Here is a 17,065-nt window from a genome sequence, read left to right as displayed (position 1 = left end):
CCGCCCGCCTCGGCGCGGGGGTGATCAGGGCTTGGGGCGGATCGGATCGAAGTTGAAACTATTGGCGCTTGCTGCGTCATCTGAAAAGATTCCCAAACCAAGAAAATAGACGCCTGAACCATGGAACTTTTTGGGGTCGTTCCTTTTTCAATTCCGGTTCAGCTTGATTCTGTGGGGTCGCTTCCGTCCCCTGATCGGCATTAGACGGTTCGATGACCGTGGATTCTCCTTGCGCACTACTCGGTTGCACTTCCGGTGCCCTCTGTCCCGGCTTTGGTGGCTCTACTGCTTTTGATTTTTTTGGGGTCGTCGCGGGTGCCACTGGTTTCGTAAGGGCACCGGTTGCATCCGTATCTGGGATAAACAGCTTAAGAGAACCAAGCGTTTTCAAATCCATTTCCTCTAAAACTGAAACTCTTGAATACTGATTGGTGCTCCCACTGCCAAGGGCGATGTTTGAATTGTTCAACCATGCATTGATTGCATTGACGGACAAAATATAACCTAAAGCGTTTAGCTCACCCTTTCGAACCTTGCTGGGTATGCCGATATATGTTCCGTTCGTAAGATATGCACCGCCGCCTGAATTCCCGTGTTCAATGATGGCGGTGGTTTTGAGATAGGCACCGTCGCTTCCGCTAAAGTCCCCACTCGTATATGTCATGTTGCGCCCAAACGATGCAGGATACCCATAGGTAACGATTTTGGTTCCTAATCGAAGGTTACTGTTGGCCCCTGAAATATTGACTGCGGGGAGCTTCCTATTTTGAGGATTTCGTAACTTGAGAACTGCAACGTCTTGTGTTGGAGAAGTTTTAGCAATGTCCGCAATTTGTCGATCTCCAAAGTAAGGATCATCGCCAAAATTATCTACGAATCCAACGAAGCACCCCACCGTCCCTGCAATAACGTGCTTATTCGTGAGTATAATCCCTGAAGAGTCAATCATCGTACCGGACCCCTGACTCGCCATGCGTGCGTCAACTGGACACAGCAGTTTCACCGTTGCCATTACAATGGTGTCCTGATTCGTTGTCTCGCTAGAGTCGCTTGGTGGGGCCTGCTGTGGCCGAGCCGGTAGTTCGCAATACTGCGCCGTTGTCGGTGGTGCGGTCTCTGCGCTTGGGCAATCGAATGACTTTATGCAGTTTCGATTTTGTATTCCTGAAAGGGAGCATCCGCCCCATGCACCACATGTCCATACGTCTGCATCGCATGCTGGCTGTACGGGAATACACGCCTGCACCGTTGCGGGCGGAGGAGTCGCGATGCTGGGGCAATCAAACGTTTTTGTGCATGTTCGATTTTGAATACCGCGTCCCGAACACTCGCTCCAGTCATCGCAAGACCATGTATCCGAGGTGCAGGGCGGGGTACATGCTTGCTGTAGGATTGGATTCCCACCGGTACAACCGCTTGGGGCCGATGCAGTAATCGTTCTGTCTTGCTGTCCAGCCGAAGAACAAGAACTCCAATTTAAGTACGTCCATGAACTACAAGTCGGCGGAATGTAGGTGCAGGTCTGCGATGTCGCGGGGGAAGAAATGCCGTCTATGCAGGCAATATTTTTAGTGCACGTTCGAGATTGTGAGTTGCTACTAGAACAATCACCCCAGTCAGCACAGGACCACATGTCAGAAGTGCATGAAGGCAGCGGAGGTGTACAGGATTGGGAAATGGTGGGCGATGGGGTATCCGCCAGAGGACACTCGAAGGTTTTATTGCAGGCCCTGGATTGCGTCCCATCAGTAGAGCAGGCGGAATACTCACCGCAAGACCATGTATCTACAGAGCAGATCTGATTATTATCCTTTTCGTAGGTTATTTCAGCTTCACTAAGTACACGGCTGTAGATTTTTAAATCATCAATAGCGATTTTGTTTACAATGTTGTCTTGTCCACCAATAGAACTATTACTAACAAAACTCCATTTATCAGCAGTAATCCTGCCAACACCTGCTGCGGTGCCGAATCCTTTTACTTGCCCATCAACATAAATATAAATGTTTCGTCCGTCATAATTCACCGCATAGTAATGAAAATTCTCATCAATCCTTACGGTTGCTCCTGCGCTTCCATTATTAGTAACGCCCACACCTAAGGAACCATTTTTGTATTGGATATTGAACTCGCCATAAGTCGGGCTTATGCTTTGCGCAATTATCACCGACTGTATCGCGTTGGTTGAATTATCGGTTTTCATTCGGAACGTTATGGCCAGTTGCGATAATTGCGGAAGACCAGCAACGGTAAATCCATCGCCGTTACCACTACCATGTCCACCAAGTGGCGCAGAGAGATCAAAAAATAACGCGCCTCCTCTATAACCGCTCACCGGAACTCCGTTAAAATTTTGACCATTGTAGGTTCCGCTTTTGTCTTTTACCAACCCAGAACTAAGCTCGCTGGCATTGTCGAAACTCCACCAAGATATCGGATCGTTCGTGTCCGCATTGACGACAGGAACACGGCCCAGAAATGAAATTGCAAAAAATATGCCAGAAAGTAAAATTGTGATTTTATTTTTCATAAAGTGATGATCTGCTTAAGTAAAAAATTTTGGGAACTATATACAAAGCAACCCTAACCAAGAAAACCATTATTGACCGCTGTCTGAAACTCCACCATGTTGTATACGGCGATGAGTGCTCTCTGCGGATGCGCCTGCTCCTTGAGCCACCGCATGGCAGCGGGTTTATATCCATTGCCATCTAGGAGAACAACGGTCGGCACGCCTATTTTACAGATGTTGAAAAATGCAAACGGGTACTTTTCATCCACGGAGCCACTGGACTGTTGCCACTTACACTCGATGATGAGGCCGTCTGGCCACTTCTCTTGATTGAGCACGAGGAAGTCGCATTTGCGATCCGTCTCGTAGATGCTTTTGCCGCAATAGATTTGCTTCCCGTACTGCTTGCCTCCTATCGTCGTCCTGTTCGCAAACACCTGTCTTTTGTGATCCCAAAACTCCGTGTAGCCATGCTCTTTGAGCTTGTGCTCGACAAACTGCTCCAAGCTATTGCCCGTCTTGTTAGCGCGTCCGCCGCCGCTAGTAGTTCCTGATGATGAGTTCATGTTCTTTGCCGCGCTGATGCGCCTTACATGACACGGAGCGAGATGCTTCCACCCGTTCGATGGTGTATGCGCGGTAGAGGTCGCGCACAAAGGGAGTATCGGAGTTTGAGAGCATAAAGTACCCGCCCTTCTCGTCTATCTTTCTGCACATGGCGGCAAGTTCGCGGTGCTTATCATCATTGAAACCACTCCCGTTGTAGCCGTCATACGTCGCGTGATACGGCGGATCGAGGTAGTAGAACGCCTGTTGTTTTGGGCGAATGGATGAAAACGATTGGCAAACGATTTTCGTGCCTTGCAGCACTGCATGATCCGCTCGCAATGTGTCCTCGTCAAGGATGGGCGGGTTGGTGTACTTGCCCATCGGAACATTGAACGCGCCATCCTTATTAACGCGGTAGAGGCCATTGAAACACGTCTTGTTGATGTAGATGAATAGCGACGCAATGACCGTTCCGTCCTCTTCCGTAGAGAGGCGTTTCCGCGCCTTGAGATAGTATGTCTTGCCGTGCTTCTGCGTGTGTTCGCGCAAGAGCGTGATCAATCGTTCCACGTCGTCCCGAATGGCAATGTACGTTAGGACGAGATGCAAATTGACATCCGAGAGCGTCGCCCGTTGCGGTTGCAGCGCAAAGTACAACGCACCGCCACCAGCAAACGGCTCATGGTATGCGGTGTACTCCTTCGGCAATCGCTCCATGAGGAGCGGGAGAATAGAACGCTTGCCGCCTACCCACTTGACAAACGGCTTAGCGGGTACGCTCCGTGCCTGTGGTCGCTGCTCATTCGCAATGGCTCCAAGCACCTCGTCAAAACCTGCGGAAATGGGAGGGTGGAAGATTTGCGGTGGACGGCTCATACGGTTGCGGTGAGCTTCTTATAGTGTAGCGTTTTTGTCTCCGCGACGCTTTCCACCGTATTGGCAAAGATACTATCCATTGGGGTATTCCGCTCGTTCCATCGGAAAGCAAACTCGTCCACATACCGCTGGAGATGCTTGCCCGACATGGTGTGATAGGTGCCGTGATACCCGCGCTTGAACAATGCCCAAAAACTCTCGACGTTATTTGTGTGTGCATCGCCTCGGACGTATTCGCCGCTGCTGTGATTGACCGCTTCATGCTTGTAGAGCGATCCGATTTTCGAGTACGACATGAGTTCATCGGTATAGAGCGTGGAACCAATGTCAATGTGTGCGACGATCTTACTTTCGAGCGTTCGCATTTTCGCATTTGGAATGACGGACGCAATGACGTTGCCATTGCGTACCACCATGCCCATAACAGCGTTCTTTGTTTTCAGCGAACGTCCCTGCACACCCTTTGTCCGTTTCGATGCGTGCTTGTTCTTTTCCTTGCCGCCGATGTACGTTTCATCCACCTCGACATTGCCAAACAGCTTGCCGCCGTTCTTCATCGCCTTACGGATACGATGATCCATGAACCACGCCGTCTTTTGCGTCACGCCCAACTGCTTTGCGAGCTGCACGGACGAGATGCCCTTAGGAGACGTAGTGAGGAGATAGATCGCAATGAACCACTTTTGCAGCGAGATTTTACTCTCACCAAAAACGGTGCCCGTCTTGATGGTGAAGTCCTTTCGACACTTCGCGCAGCGGTATCGCTTCCCATCCGCAAAGCGGTTGATCTTGCCGTGGGCGCAATGCGGGCAATAGTCGCCATCCTTGAAGCGGATTTGCTCAAAGTATTGGCGGCATTTCTCCTCGTCCTTGAAGTTGGTCAAAAACTCCAAGAGTGTACTGAATTGGGCGGGTTTCACCATATATACCCATCATACAGGATCATTCTAGGGTTGTCAAGTCCTGTAATGTGGATAACTAAAAACACCCATTTTAGGGTGATTTAGTATATAGTTCCCAAAATTTTTGAATAATATTAAGGAATATTTCGTTTTTCTCTTTCACTAATTTTTGAATTTCTGAATTTGCAACTATACATCCGTGGTAATTAGCCAATTCATCACGATTGGTTGCTTCAAAATACTTTTTGGCGTTTTCAATAAACTGTTTGATGAGAATTTCATCTTGTAACGGGACTCTTACGTTATCAATTTGTCTACTCCCATATTTACGGACAGGGTCTGGCAAAAATAATATTTGGTTGATTTCCGATAATGATTTCGGCGTTACATCATGAAGCTCGCCGCTATTATCAGCCCACACCGCATGAAATTCTGCTTCAGCCATAAGATCGGGAATGGTTTCCCATATCTGCCAACCATACTGAATTGTACCACCCTTGTTTTTAATCACACTTTCAACATTCTTGTAGCATTCACTCTCTATTGAGCCGTTGATTACTTCAACATCTAGATACAAGGGTTTCCCATTCGGTACTAATTGTTCACAAAGAGCTATAATATTTGGCATCATATTTGATGCAACTTTTGGAAGCGGGATAGACATGTTCAAAAGAAGATCTCTATAAGTGCCACGATTCCAAGACCGATCGTAGCGACAACAAGACCTCTCGTTGCTCGCGCCAAGACTTCCGTCCAATGATTGAGTGCCCGGGCTGATTCAGTGCTCGAGGCAGAAAATTTTTCGACCGCATCCTTCAAACACTGCAAGGAGGTGGACAATGTTCCGTTCGATTTCAAGTTCAGGAGACTGATCAAATAGTTCTGGAAAATCGGCGCTTCTGTCATCGGATTCAAGCCGTTCGCATAGATTCCACTCCGGAGACCTTCAACGATCTCCTTCTCGGATGACTCTAAGCCATACTTTTCGAGCGCATTCGGTAGATCGCCCATAAACAAGGAATCGTATTTCGATCTCGTTCCGCATTCTGCCTCGTGGTGCTAAGATGGGTACGGAAGTTAACGTGGGGCCTAAGTTCCCTACACATCTAAAGGATAGCTCCGTTGGCAGAGAATCTCAACCTCGATTCGTCCGCCCAGCCCCGATCGATCCCGCGACGAGGCGGGCGGACAGTAGGGTAAAGGGGTCAAGTCCATTTCTTTAAGTAAAGGGGTCATAAGTAAAGGGTCAGATAAAGGGGTCAAGTCCATTTCTTTGACGATGACGCGATGATGGCTATAGGGAACACGAAGTGATCGAGTGGAAAATGGACTTGACCCCTTTATTCTCTAAACAAATTTGAATCCTGCCGGACTAGTCAGCGCATTATCGTGGAAGACCAGAAAGCGTCATAATTACCATATGGGCACAAAATCAAAATCCGACATATCTAATTCAGCAATACGGATGCTCTTGCAAGAAGCCGGATCATTTTATGATGAAGCTCGGGGTTTCAAAAAATTCAATACGAAAAGCACAGAGTGGAAGGAAGTTTTAGCACTGTTCTCTAACTCGTGCTGTTATTGTGGTGTCGCACTAACTGAAGATAACGTAACTAACGATCATCTTGTACCAATAAACAAAACTGCACTTGGCCTCCATGCTTGGGGCAATATCGTTCCTTGCTGTCAGCGGTGCAACAAGGAAAAACATTTCGGAGACTGGAGAGTGTTTATTAAGAAAAAGAGTGGAGAACAGTTTTATAAAAAGCGTGCGGCCATCATACGAAAGTTTCAAAAGAAATTTAAGTATAACCCAAACCTGAGCCTGAAGGATGTCGCTAATAACCTATATCAAGATGTCGGAGAAGTTTCTTCGGTTTTGGTTAATCTCAGACTCAAACAGGCGCAGGTTATTATCCAAAATCTACTTGGGACACGCTCAAAAAAGTGATCTGACCGTCTATCTACGTTCTCTATAAATTGCTATACATAGTAAACATAAGTAAAGGGGTCAAGTCCATTTCTTTGACGATGACGCGATGATGGCTATAAGGAACACGAAGTGATCGAGTGGAAAATGGACTTGACCCCTTTATTCTCCTTTATTCTGCGACAAAAGATTGCGAAAGCCCTTGAGGTTTCAGTGGATGATCTACTAAAGAAATGATTATGCAAAATCAACTTATCAAACAAGGAGACGGAATAACATGTCCAATTGCAGTCGTTGTGAAAGACGGCAAAGTTCTAACTGGTCATCGTCATTATACGCCAGATAAGTGGAAGAAAATATCAGTATGGACAATTCCAGGTGGTCGCTCTGATATCGGAGAGACAGTTGAACAAACTCTCCGACGAGAGGTTGCTGAAGAAGTTGATATCACAGATTTGAATATTTTGGATTTTATTGGCGAAGTGCCTGGCGCAAAAGAGGGTGATGTAGTTCTTATGTTTTATTGCACAACGAAGCAGGACGCAAAACTCATGGAGCCAGAAAAATTTTCCGAATGGAAATGGGTTTCAATTCAGGACTACATCGCCGGCGAAGCATATAGTGGTTTTAATCCTCCTGCACGGAAAATGATTACTGACTATCTTCTAAAAATCTAACCAACAGACAATGTGACAATGAATGCCTGGATGGAGAAATTGGACTTGACCCCATTTCCGCATTTCCTGACCCCATTTCCCCACTTCGCAAACCCGCAATGACAGCATGGGAGGTAGTTTTTTACTTTTTTACACGCTCAAATATGTACTCCCCTGGTATGCGTACGGCAATCGGCACATTGATGACGATGGGGTTGTTGCTCGGATTGCATGTACCAGTGGCGCGTGCGTGCGTGAGCGGAGAGTTCACTCGGCCGGGCCAGCGTGTTGAGTTGACCGGGCGAACGCGCATGCTCGTGACGTGGGATGGGGAAGTGGAGCGATTCGTGGTGGACCTCGCCTATCAAAGCGATGCAAAAGATTTCGGTGCGGTGTTCGCGCTGCCAGCGCAACCAAACATCGCGAAGGCACACGAAGCGTTGTTTAAAGAACTCATCGAGTTCACCAGGCCACTCCCGAGGCGACGTCTTCCTGGAAGTGTTGATGTGGGAGTCAGTAGGGTAAAATTTGGTCGCGGCCAGACATCGGCTGCAGGTGTTTCGGTCATCAAAGAACAATCTATTGGCGATTTTGATGTGACGACGCTCGACGCATCAGATGCTCGCGCGCTTACGGAATGGTTAGAAGATCGCGATTATGTCATTACGGATCAAGATCGTGAGAATTTTCGTCGTGCGGTCGCGCAGCGCGGGACAGTGTTTGTTGCCGTGCGTATTAATGCGACGCGTGCACGGGTGAGTAGTAGCATCCTTGGTACCTACAACACGCCGCCGCTCGCATTTGCATTTCGGCCTGTTCAACCCGTCATTCCACTACGTCTTGCTGCTGATAACGACCCCACGCAACGGTTTTCTGTTTGGACGATCGGCATTGATCCGTATGTCATTCCGGGAGCCGGACTGGTATTCAGTGGACGAGTTGGGCGGTCCACCTCGAACAGCGCGTATCCGCATCTCTCTCCGTACCTCTGGTCCCCTGCGTGGATGGTTGCAATGGAAGTGGATATCGATCCGACTCGCATCCGTGAAGATCTCGCGCTTGTGCCGTGGGATGCACCGTACGAAGAGCGCGTGCACTACGATGATCCGCTCATGTTCCTCATGCCGAATCATGTGCAAGAGTCCGCTGGTGTTGTCATGTCGAGGAGTCAGCTCACGATCACCACCGCTGCCTACAACATCGATGTACCACCAACCTTGATGGAGCGCATCATCGAGTTTTTCTGGCGATGGGCACTACTCGGTATGGTGCTTGCTACCTTCTTTACAGCTCACCTATTCATGGCACGCGCGCTCCACACGCTTGCGCGCCATCGTGGTATTCCGCATCGAAGCTGGATTGCCTGGATTCCGTTGTTCAATATAGATATCGCACGGCGTATTGTTGGTGCCTCATGGTGGTGGGGTGTATGGAGTGCTTTGCCACCGGCGATGTTGGCGATCGGTTGGACAAGTTTGGTCGTTGCTCAATTCGTGTACGAGCGCAATGTACCACCCGAACCGGATTTCTATGTATTCCTTACGTTCTTTGGTGTGCTCTTCCTGCTTGCCCTGGAGCAGGCAGGTACATGGGTTGGTCTTTGGATGAAGATGGCGCGTTCCTGTTTCCATTCGAGGTGGTACGGTTTATTGTTTGCCGTTCCGATTTTTGGCGCGGTGCTATTTAACGTCATGGTCGCGTTAATGATTCGTACGGCGCATCTTCGCATACAAAACAATCCACCCGCTGGAGGTATCCTCAATGATGGTGTATGAAGACCCTCATCTTCGACATTGAGACCATCGGAGAGCGATGGGAGGATTTGGATGAGCAGACGCGAGGCGTTGTGGAGAAGGCGGTGGGGAGGAAGGCGGAGGAGAGGGGATTGGACATGGAGGTGCTGCTGGCGCAGGAGCAGGAGGAACTCGGGTTGTCGCCGTTGACGGGTGAGATCGTTTCGGTTGGGGTGCTCGATGCGGAGACGGAGAAGGGGGCGGTGTACTTTCGGGCTCCGGGTGCGGATGTCGCACCGTTTGAGGAAGATGACGTGAAGTACGAGGCGATGGATGAGGCGGGGATCCTGGCGAAGTTCTGGGAGATCGCGCGGTACGCACAGACGTTCGTCACGTTCAATGGCCGGTCGTTTGATGTTCCGTACCTCATGATTCGTTCTGCGGTGCATCGGATCAAGCCGACGAAGGACCTCATGCGCGGGCGGTATCTCTACCAGTGCGCTGCCAATGCGCAGCATGTGGACCTCAAGGAGCAGCTCACGTTCTACGGCGCGACGTTCCGGCGCCACTCACTGCACCTCTACTGTCGCGCGTTTGGCATTGAGACCCCCAAGGACGGCATGGATGGTAGCGAGGTGGGGGAGTACTTCCGCCGCGGCGACTTCCTCGACATCGCACGCTACAACGCTCGCGATATTCGCGCTACGAAAGCCCTCTACGACGTATGGCGGGAGTATGTGCAGGTTGGTAATGGTACTTCATGATCGGTATTGCTATGCAGCACGCTGTCACCGCACAACCACAGGACATCCTTCGAAACGTGTTCGGGTACGAGACGTTTCGGCCGTACCAGCGGGAGGCGATTGAGCTCATCATGCAGGGACGATCGGTACTCGTGGTATTGCCGACGGGTGGTGGGAAGTCGCTCGTGTACCAGGTTCCGGCGATTGCGCGTGCCGGCCTCGCGATCGTGTTCTCGCCGCTCATCTCGCTCATGCGGGATCAGGTGGACGCCCTCCGCGCGGCGGGCGTGCGCGCTGCGGTGCTCAACTCAACGCTCACGAGCGGTGAGCGTGATGGCGTGTGTCGCAGTGCCGTGCGCGGTGAGCTCGACCTCCTCTACATTGCACCGGAGGGTTTTTTCACGGATCGGTTTCAGGATTTCCTCCATAAGCTCGATCGCGTCTCGCTCATCGCGGTGGATGAAGCGCACTGCATCTCCGAGTGGGGGCACGAGTTCCGTCCGGAGTACCGGCAGCTCAGCCGTCTCCGCGAGCAGTTCCCGAACGTCCCCATTGTCGCGGCAACAGCAACTGCAACCGCGCAGGTGCGCCACGACATCATCGAGCAGCTCCGCGTTCCGGACATGGAGACCCTCGTCGGGAGCTTCGAGCGGTCGAATCTCACGCTCCGTGTCGAGCCCAAGCGTGACCTCTTCGCACAGGTCTCCCGCATCCTCGCGCGGCATCGCGGTGAGGCCGGCATCATCTACGCTGCCACGCGCAAGAAGGTAGAGGAGCTCGACCATGTCCTCAACGAGTCGGGCTTCAGGACGCTTCCGTACCACGCGGGTATGGACGCGACGCTCCGCGACCGTCACCAGCGCGCGTTCGCGAACGACGAAGTGGAGACCATCGTCGCAACCGTCGCGTTCGGCATGGGCATTGATAAGTCGAACGTCCGGTACGTCATCCATGCGGGCATGCCAAAGTCGCTCGAGGGGTACTACCAGGAGGTTGGCCGCGCCGGTCGCGACGGACTGCCGGCGGAGTGCGTCGCGATCACCGCGAACGGTGACATCGCCACGCAGCAGTACTTCATTGATCGTGCGGAGCAGGAGGACGAACGCGCACGTATGCACCGCCAGCTCGAACGCATCGTGCGGTTCATGCGCACCGTCGAGTGTCGGCACGCGGCGATCCTCAGCTACTTTGGCGAGGAGCGAAACGGGTGGACGTGCGGGGACCGATGCGATGCGTGTCAGACCGAGCATCTCGATGAGCACGATGTGACGGAGGACGCCCAGCGCGTGCTCGCGGCGGTCGCGCACATCGAGCGAGGCGGATTCCCCGTGGGCGCAGGCAAGCTCGCGCAGGTGCTCGCGGGGTCCGCAGCCGCGGACGTCGCACGGTTTGCACAGCACCCAACCTTTGGTGCACTTCGCGGTCGTCCGCGGTCCGCTATCCGTGACCTCATTGATACGTGTATAGATCGTGGCTTCCTTGCACAGGAATCCGGGAAATATCCGGTGCTCCGACTGGCGGAGCGCGCGGCGACGGTGCTCCGCGGCGAGGAGCGCGTGCTCGCGCGCGTGCGCCGTGCACGCGCGGTAGAGCATGAGGCCGAGTATGACGCGGAGCTCTTCGACGCACTTCGCGCGTGGCGCGCGGGAGAAGCGCGGAACGACGGCGTTCCACCGTACGTCATCTGCTCGGATAAGGTGCTCGCAGACCTCGCCGCGTACCTTCCGCACACGCCAGATGAGCTCCTCCGTATTTCCGGCATCGGTACGCATCGCGCGCAGCGGTTTGGCACCGCGATGCTCGCGACAATCGCGCGTCACGCTGCGGAGTACAATCTCGTGTCGCGCATGGCCGACTACCCGTCTCCCACCACGAAGGGAGCGGCGGCGAAACGCTCCTTCGCATCCGACTCCGACACCGTCTCCGAAACGCTCGCGTACTACCGGCAGAGCTGGTCGGTCGCGCGCATCGCGACGCACCGTGCGCTCACGGAGCAGACCATCGTCGCGCACCTCGCACAGTGCGTTCGCGATGGGCGCATTCCGGTTGAAGACGTGCGCGCGTTCGTTCCCGAAGACCGCGAGCGGACGATCCGCGCGGCGTTCGCGCAGGTTGGCGTTCTCGACGCACTCAGTCCGGTCAAGCAGGCGCTCCCGCGTGACATCTCCTACGCCGATCTCCACTTCATCCGTGCGGTCATCCAGCGAGAAGCGGGGTCACCGTGACACGCTATGCCACCGCACTCGCGTCCATCGTCATCATCGCCCACCGTGCCGCTCGCGGAGCGTATGCGTCCGCGCTCGTTCGCTGAGTTCGTCGGACAGACGGAGCTCGTCGGGGGCGGCACCTTTCTCCGACAGGCCATCGTGGAGGACCGCGTGCCCTCCATGGTGCTCTGGGGGCCGCCCGGGAGTGGCAAGACGACACTCGCGACGATCATCGCGGCGGCAACTGCAGCCGAGTTCATCCAGATATCCGCAACGGAGAGCGGACGCAGCGATCTCCGTGTGCACGTCGCGCGTGCGGAGGAGGGGAGACGGCTCGGCCAGCGCACGGTGCTCTTCATTGATGAGATTCACCGGTGGAACAAGGCGCAGCAGGATGCACTCCTCCCGCACGTGGAGCGGGGCACCGTTACACTCATCGGCGCGACGACGGAAAATCCGAGTTTCGAGATCAACGCCGCGCTCCTCTCGCGCACGCGGGTGTTCGTCCTCGCGCGACTTCCCGAAGCGGCGATCGTGCAGCTCCTCCGTGCTGCGCTCGCCGATCGCGTGCGCGGTCTCGGCACGCAGCAGCTCGCGGTCGCAGATGAGGTACTCGTCCACATCGCGCGCATGGCGAACGGCGACGCGCGTATGGCGCTCAACACGCTCGAAGCGGCGAGCAGCGGAGGTGGAGCGGTCACCGTTGCCCGCATCAACGACGTTCTCCAGCGGTCGCACCTCCTCTACGACAAGAACGGCGAGGAGCACCACAACGTCATCTCCGCGCTCCACAAGTCCATCCGCGGTGGCGACGCCGACGCTTCGGTCTACTGGCTCGCACGCATGCTCGAGGGAGGGGAGGACCCGGTCTACGTCGCACGTCGGCTCGTGCGTGCGGCAGCGGAGGACATTGGTCTTGCCAACCCTTCGGCACTCATACTCGCGAACGCGGTTTTTGATGCGTGCCACAGGATCGGCATGCCCGAGTGCAGCGTGCACCTCGCCGAGCTCGTCATCTACCTCGCAAAATCCAAGAAGGACGCCTCGGCCTACTTCGCGTACCAGCGCGCCGTCGCTGATGTCCGTGCACGGGGGAACCTCCCCGTTCCTCTCCACATCAGGAACGCACCAACGAAGCTCATGGAGGACCTCGGGTATGGCAAGGGCTACCGGTACGGCCACACGCAGGACGACCGCGATCAGACCTACCTCCCGCCAGAACTCCAGGGAACGCACTACATGTGACCTCTTGCGGACGTGCTATACTCTAGGGACTTCTGCAAAAGTGTGTCATTGCGAGCCCGAGTCCTCGAGGGCGTGGCAATCCCGGCCACTTGGTTCCGCGAGATTGCCACGTCGCGGATTCCGACGTTGCGAGATGGAGGCAAGCCGGAATCCCGAGCTTGCCTCGGGACTCCTCGCAATGACAGCGCAGGGGTGTTTTTCTACGGTCGCACTCTAGAGTATTGCGTGCCACGTTGGTATAATCGCTCGTGCAGACACGTCCATCGTACTCATCACGTCTCGGCCTATGGTCATGCCTCCACTCTCACGTCACGTTGTCCTCGGTGTGCTCGGCGGACTCCTTGCCGTTGCGCTCACGGTCTTCACCGCCGCGGCGACCGCCGTGAAGCTGCGTGAGTACCGCACGATCGGTTCAACGCCCGTCGAACGCACGTTGACTGTTTCCGGCATCGGTACCGTGCGTGCGGTTCCGGATCTCGCGAGCATCAGTGCCGGCGTGACCGTCGAGGAATCCGACGCGGCGCGCGCGCAGTCGGAGGGAAATCGCCTCATGCGCCAGGTGACGGATGCCGTTGTCGGTGTAGGTATTCCGGATCTCGACCTCCAAACCTCGGACTACTCGGTCTACCCGCGGTACGAGTACCCGAACACCGGGGACCGCATCCTGCGCGGCTACACGGCATCGCAGTCCGTGACCGTGACAATCCGGAATCTCGATCTCGTGAACGCGGTGCTCGATGCGCTCCGCACGAGCGGCGCGACCAATGTGGGGGCGCTCCAGTTCACGCTTGACGATCCGGAGCAGTTCCACACGCAGGCGCGCACAGATGCTATTGCGGACGCGCGTGTGCGCGCACAGAACATCGCTACGCTCCTCGATGTTCGGCTCGGTCCGGTGACGTACTTTTCCGAATCCGGTGGCGCGCAGCCGCCCGTCTTCCTCGACTACGCGCTCGGCATGGGGGGCGCGGCAGAGAAGAGCGCACCCGATATTCAGACCGGAGAGAACAACGTCGTCGTTTCTGTGAGCGTGACGTACCGCATGGATTAGGCCTCGCGCCAAAATAACTTGTTCAACTTGCGCCCAGCGTCTGGCCAGATTTCGTCGCTCCGACCGAATGAAACCGTAAGCGTAGCCGAGCTACGGTGAGGATTTCATGACCGAGGAGCGGCGGAAGATGGTCGGACGATGGGATGCAAGGTGGCAAGGTTATTTTGGTGTGAGGCCTTAGTGCACGCGAGCGTTCCCTATGCGCATCGGACGGTTCGTACTCACGGCGGCGTTCCTCCTCATCGCGCTGCCTGCATCGGCACACCTCCCGCGCACCGCGACGGGATCGGAGGTGGTCGTCACCGACCCGGAGCACTCCCAGGTCTTCTACGGCGAGCTCGCAGGCGATGCGGTGACGTATCGGATCGTTGCTGAAAAGGGGTTCAACCTCTTCGTGAACATCCTCACGCCGCTGCGATCCAATCCGGATGGACGATTCTCCGTGCAGGTGGTACAGCGCATCGGCGAACGGCGCGCGCCCATCGCAGATCTCGATGGCACGGAAGGGGAGTGGCCACTGTTCCACGAGCCGTTCGCAGACGATGATTACCGTAAGGGGCCAGAGTTGGGCAAGCGTGTCACCCCCGGAACCTACGAGATTGTCGTGTGGAACGATGCGATGCAGGGGAAGTACGCGCTCGCCTTGGGGGAGATCGAACGTTTCAACGCTCTCGATGTCGTCCGACTCCTCGTCGTGTTGCCGCTCCTCAAGGTGCAATTCTTCGGGTGGAGTATCCTGGAGGTTATGGGTTCGCGCATCGGCGTGGCGTGGGCGATCATCCTCCTCATCGTCCTCGGTGGCGGTGGCGCGATTGTCCGTCGCGCACGTCGCATCGCGCGGCAGGAGCACGCCGCGCACCAGTCGGAATCGTCACCGCTCGACCCTCCCATCATCCTATGAGCGCACAGGAGACCCACGGCGCAGACGGGCGCGAGCTCACACTGGAGCAGCGTCGCATTCTCTGGGAGGGCGGAACCGATCTTTGGTGCTCTCGCACCAGCTTCGGAGGGAACATTCGGATGGAGGCCTGCCTGTCCGCCGTAGCTTTATGCGAAGGCGGGAAGGCCTCCGCTACATCATTTTTCTACACGCTTAATATATGATCCACACTCGTGAGTACGGATTTTTTGCAGGCGGATTGGTGATCGGCATTTCGGCCATCGCCATCGTCCTCCTCCAGACCCCCATTGGCGCATCCGTGTACGGCGTGCGGTCCGCCGGAACGGATGCGAGCGATGACATAGGAGTTCCCGCAGCGGTCGTTGTGCAGGAGGCCCCGGCTGCTGCGCCCACTGATGTGCAACCCGACGGCCTCATCGCGGAAACCCCAGCGCCCCGCGCGGAGGACGCGCGTCGTGTCGTCGGTGGCGTACCGGAACAGGTGGCAAAAGTATCCTGGCCATCATCACTCGATGCGCGTAATGTCACTGCGGCATCGCCACTCCGCACGACCGCGACGAACCTGTTTGCACGCGTCGTGCCAGATGCCATCGCGCGCGGGGCGAGCGATGCGGAGGAGCGCGCGGCGATCGCGTTCATCGCGCTCGGTCCGGATGGTGTTGATGACCGCGACCCCTGCGTCACCATTGGTGCCGGAGAGCGCGCCGCGCTGCTCGATGCGTACGTCCGCACGCAGGGCGCACTCCCCGAGCAGACGACCGACTACCAGTTCACCTGCTCCCTCGTGACGAACCCCGATGCACCCATTGACATCACGAAGCAGTTCCCCGATCATCGTCGCATTGATCTCGAGCCGCTCGCGCTGCGGACGTTCACGAGGTTCTTCGGGCGGCTCCCATCGCAGAACGCGAGTGGTGAACCGCTCTCACAGGTGCTCGCCGATCGTGACTGGTGGGCGATTAAGTACCTCACGTACTTCCCGGTGCTCGCGTCATCGCGACGGAACCTCGATCGTGAGCGTGCGTGCATTACCGCGTTTACCGATGCATCGCTCCAGTCCTACCACGGTGAAACGCTCGTTCTGAAGCCCGCGGGCGAGCAGCCCGACGATCTCTGGGACTGGTCCTTCGTCCGTGCGTGCGCGTACTCCGGCGCCCCCTTCCTCGAGCGCTTCCGCACGCGTCCCTAGTGCATATCAGCGCATTATCTGCGTAATCAGCGCAGTGATCTCCTTACTATCGGCGCATGATCTCCCTACTATGACCAGGATCACGGAGCTCCTCGTGCGCAACATTATCTTTGGCGTGGAGGATAGCTTGGTATCCACGATGGGTCTCCTCGCCGGCGTTGCGGTGTCCGGCGTTTCGCGCTCCACCATCATCGTCACCGGCGCGATCCTCATTTTCGTGGAGGGATTCTCCATGGGCGCTGGGAGTTTGCTCACCGAGCACTCGGTTGCGGAATTTCAGGGCAAGGAGGCACGGGTGACGAAGCGCGACGTGCTCGGCGGTGCGATCATGCTCGCATCGTACTTCTTCGCCGGATTTATCCCGTTGCTCCCGTACGTCTTCCTGTCCGTGCAGGCAGCGTTCTGGGTCTCCATCGCGTGCTCGCTCCTCGCGCTCTTCCTCCTTGGCATCGGCGGCGCGTTGGTATTCCGGACGAGAGCGATCGGGCACGGCCTCGAAATGCTTCTCGTCGGTGGCGGTGCGCTCGCTATCGGTGTTGCTGTCGGTCGTGTCGTCCATGGGTTTGTCTGA

At 55.4% G+C, this 17,065-nt stretch carries 15 protein-coding genes; 10 read left to right on the top strand and 5 right to left on the bottom strand.

All coding sequences use genetic code 11. The features are described 5' to 3' along the window. Positions 1–76 precede the first annotated feature (76 nt). The 5 genes from Q7S96_00430 to Q7S96_00410 form a co-directional block, all read right to left on the bottom strand. Positions 77–2,530 (bottom strand): trypsin-like peptidase domain-containing protein, encoded by a 2,454-nt coding sequence (locus Q7S96_00430; GenBank protein MDO8462728.1) that lies wholly within the window; start codon positions 2,528–2,530, stop codon positions 77–79. 53 nt (positions 2,531–2,583) lie between these two features. Further along, positions 2,584–3,078, bottom strand: coding sequence for a DpnII family type II restriction endonuclease (locus tag Q7S96_00425; GenBank protein ID MDO8462727.1), 495 nt, complete (start codon positions 3,076–3,078; stop codon positions 2,584–2,586). Then, on the bottom strand, positions 3,053–3,937 hold the full coding sequence (locus Q7S96_00420; GenBank protein ID MDO8462726.1) for a DNA adenine methylase: 885 nt from the start codon (positions 3,935–3,937) through the stop codon (positions 3,053–3,055). Before Q7S96_00420 ends, Q7S96_00425 begins: the two co-directional genes overlap by 26 nt. Continuing rightward, positions 3,934–4,860, bottom strand: coding sequence for an IS1595 family transposase (locus tag Q7S96_00415; GenBank protein MDO8462725.1), 927 nt, complete (start codon positions 4,858–4,860; stop codon positions 3,934–3,936). The genes Q7S96_00420 and Q7S96_00415 overlap by 4 nt, the downstream gene beginning before the upstream one ends. Before the next feature lie 70 nt (positions 4,861–4,930). Further along, entirely contained in the window at positions 4,931–5,503 is a 573-nt protein-coding gene (locus tag Q7S96_00410; GenBank protein MDO8462724.1) for a zinc chelation protein SecC, read from the bottom strand. A 756-nt stretch (positions 5,504–6,259) separates the two neighbouring features. Here Q7S96_00410 and Q7S96_00405 point away from each other — a divergent pair. The 10 genes from Q7S96_00405 to Q7S96_00360 all read left to right on the top strand — a co-directional run bounded on the left by Q7S96_00405 (position 6,260) and on the right by Q7S96_00360 (position 17,065). Beyond that, positions 6,260–6,790: an HNH endonuclease signature motif containing protein gene (locus Q7S96_00405; protein MDO8462723.1), complete on the top strand. Its 531-nt coding sequence runs from the start codon at positions 6,260–6,262 to the stop codon at positions 6,788–6,790. A 218-nt stretch (positions 6,791–7,008) separates the two neighbouring features. Further along, a complete protein-coding gene (locus Q7S96_00400) occupies positions 7,009–7,446 on the top strand; it encodes an NUDIX hydrolase (protein MDO8462722.1) in 438 nt (145 codons plus the stop codon). A gap of 158 nt (positions 7,447–7,604) precedes the next feature. Then, on the top strand, positions 7,605–9,200 hold the full coding sequence (locus Q7S96_00395) for a DUF2330 domain-containing protein (protein MDO8462721.1): 1,596 nt from the start codon (positions 7,605–7,607) through the stop codon (positions 9,198–9,200). Further along, entirely contained in the window at positions 9,197–9,922 is a 726-nt protein-coding gene (locus Q7S96_00390; protein MDO8462720.1) for a ribonuclease H-like domain-containing protein, read from the top strand. The genes Q7S96_00395 and Q7S96_00390 overlap by 4 nt, the downstream gene beginning before the upstream one ends. An 11-nt stretch (positions 9,923–9,933) precedes the next feature. Continuing rightward, a complete protein-coding gene (recQ, locus tag Q7S96_00385; protein ID MDO8462719.1) occupies positions 9,934–12,126 on the top strand; it encodes a DNA helicase RecQ in 2,193 nt (730 codons plus the stop codon). A gap of 6 nt (positions 12,127–12,132) precedes the next feature. After that, positions 12,133–13,353 carry a replication-associated recombination protein A gene (locus Q7S96_00380; GenBank protein ID MDO8462718.1) on the top strand — a complete coding sequence of 407 codons (1,221 nt, stop codon included), beginning with the start codon at positions 12,133–12,135 and terminating at the stop codon, positions 13,351–13,353. 286 nt (positions 13,354–13,639) lie between these two features. Continuing rightward, positions 13,640–14,404, top strand: a complete 765-nt coding sequence (locus tag Q7S96_00375; protein MDO8462717.1) for an SIMPL domain-containing protein — start codon at positions 13,640–13,642, stop codon at positions 14,402–14,404. A 199-nt stretch (positions 14,405–14,603) separates the two neighbouring features. After that, positions 14,604–15,305, top strand: a complete 702-nt coding sequence (locus Q7S96_00370) for a hypothetical protein (GenBank protein ID MDO8462716.1) — start codon at positions 14,604–14,606, stop codon at positions 15,303–15,305. A 199-nt stretch (positions 15,306–15,504) separates the two neighbouring features. Further along, positions 15,505–16,494, top strand: coding sequence for a hypothetical protein (locus tag Q7S96_00365; protein ID MDO8462715.1), 990 nt, complete (start codon positions 15,505–15,507; stop codon positions 16,492–16,494). A 70-nt stretch (positions 16,495–16,564) separates the two neighbouring features. Continuing rightward, the gene (locus Q7S96_00360; GenBank protein ID MDO8462714.1) at positions 16,565–17,065 is read left to right on the top strand and encodes a VIT1/CCC1 transporter family protein; all 501 of its coding nucleotides are present in this window, start codon (positions 16,565–16,567) and stop codon (positions 17,063–17,065) included.

This window comes from bacterium (assembly GCA_030647005.1).
GTDB lineage: Bacteria > Patescibacteriota > Patescibacteriia > JACPHY01 > JACPHY01 > JAUSKG01.
This window is presented reverse-complemented; position numbering and strand designations above follow the sequence as displayed.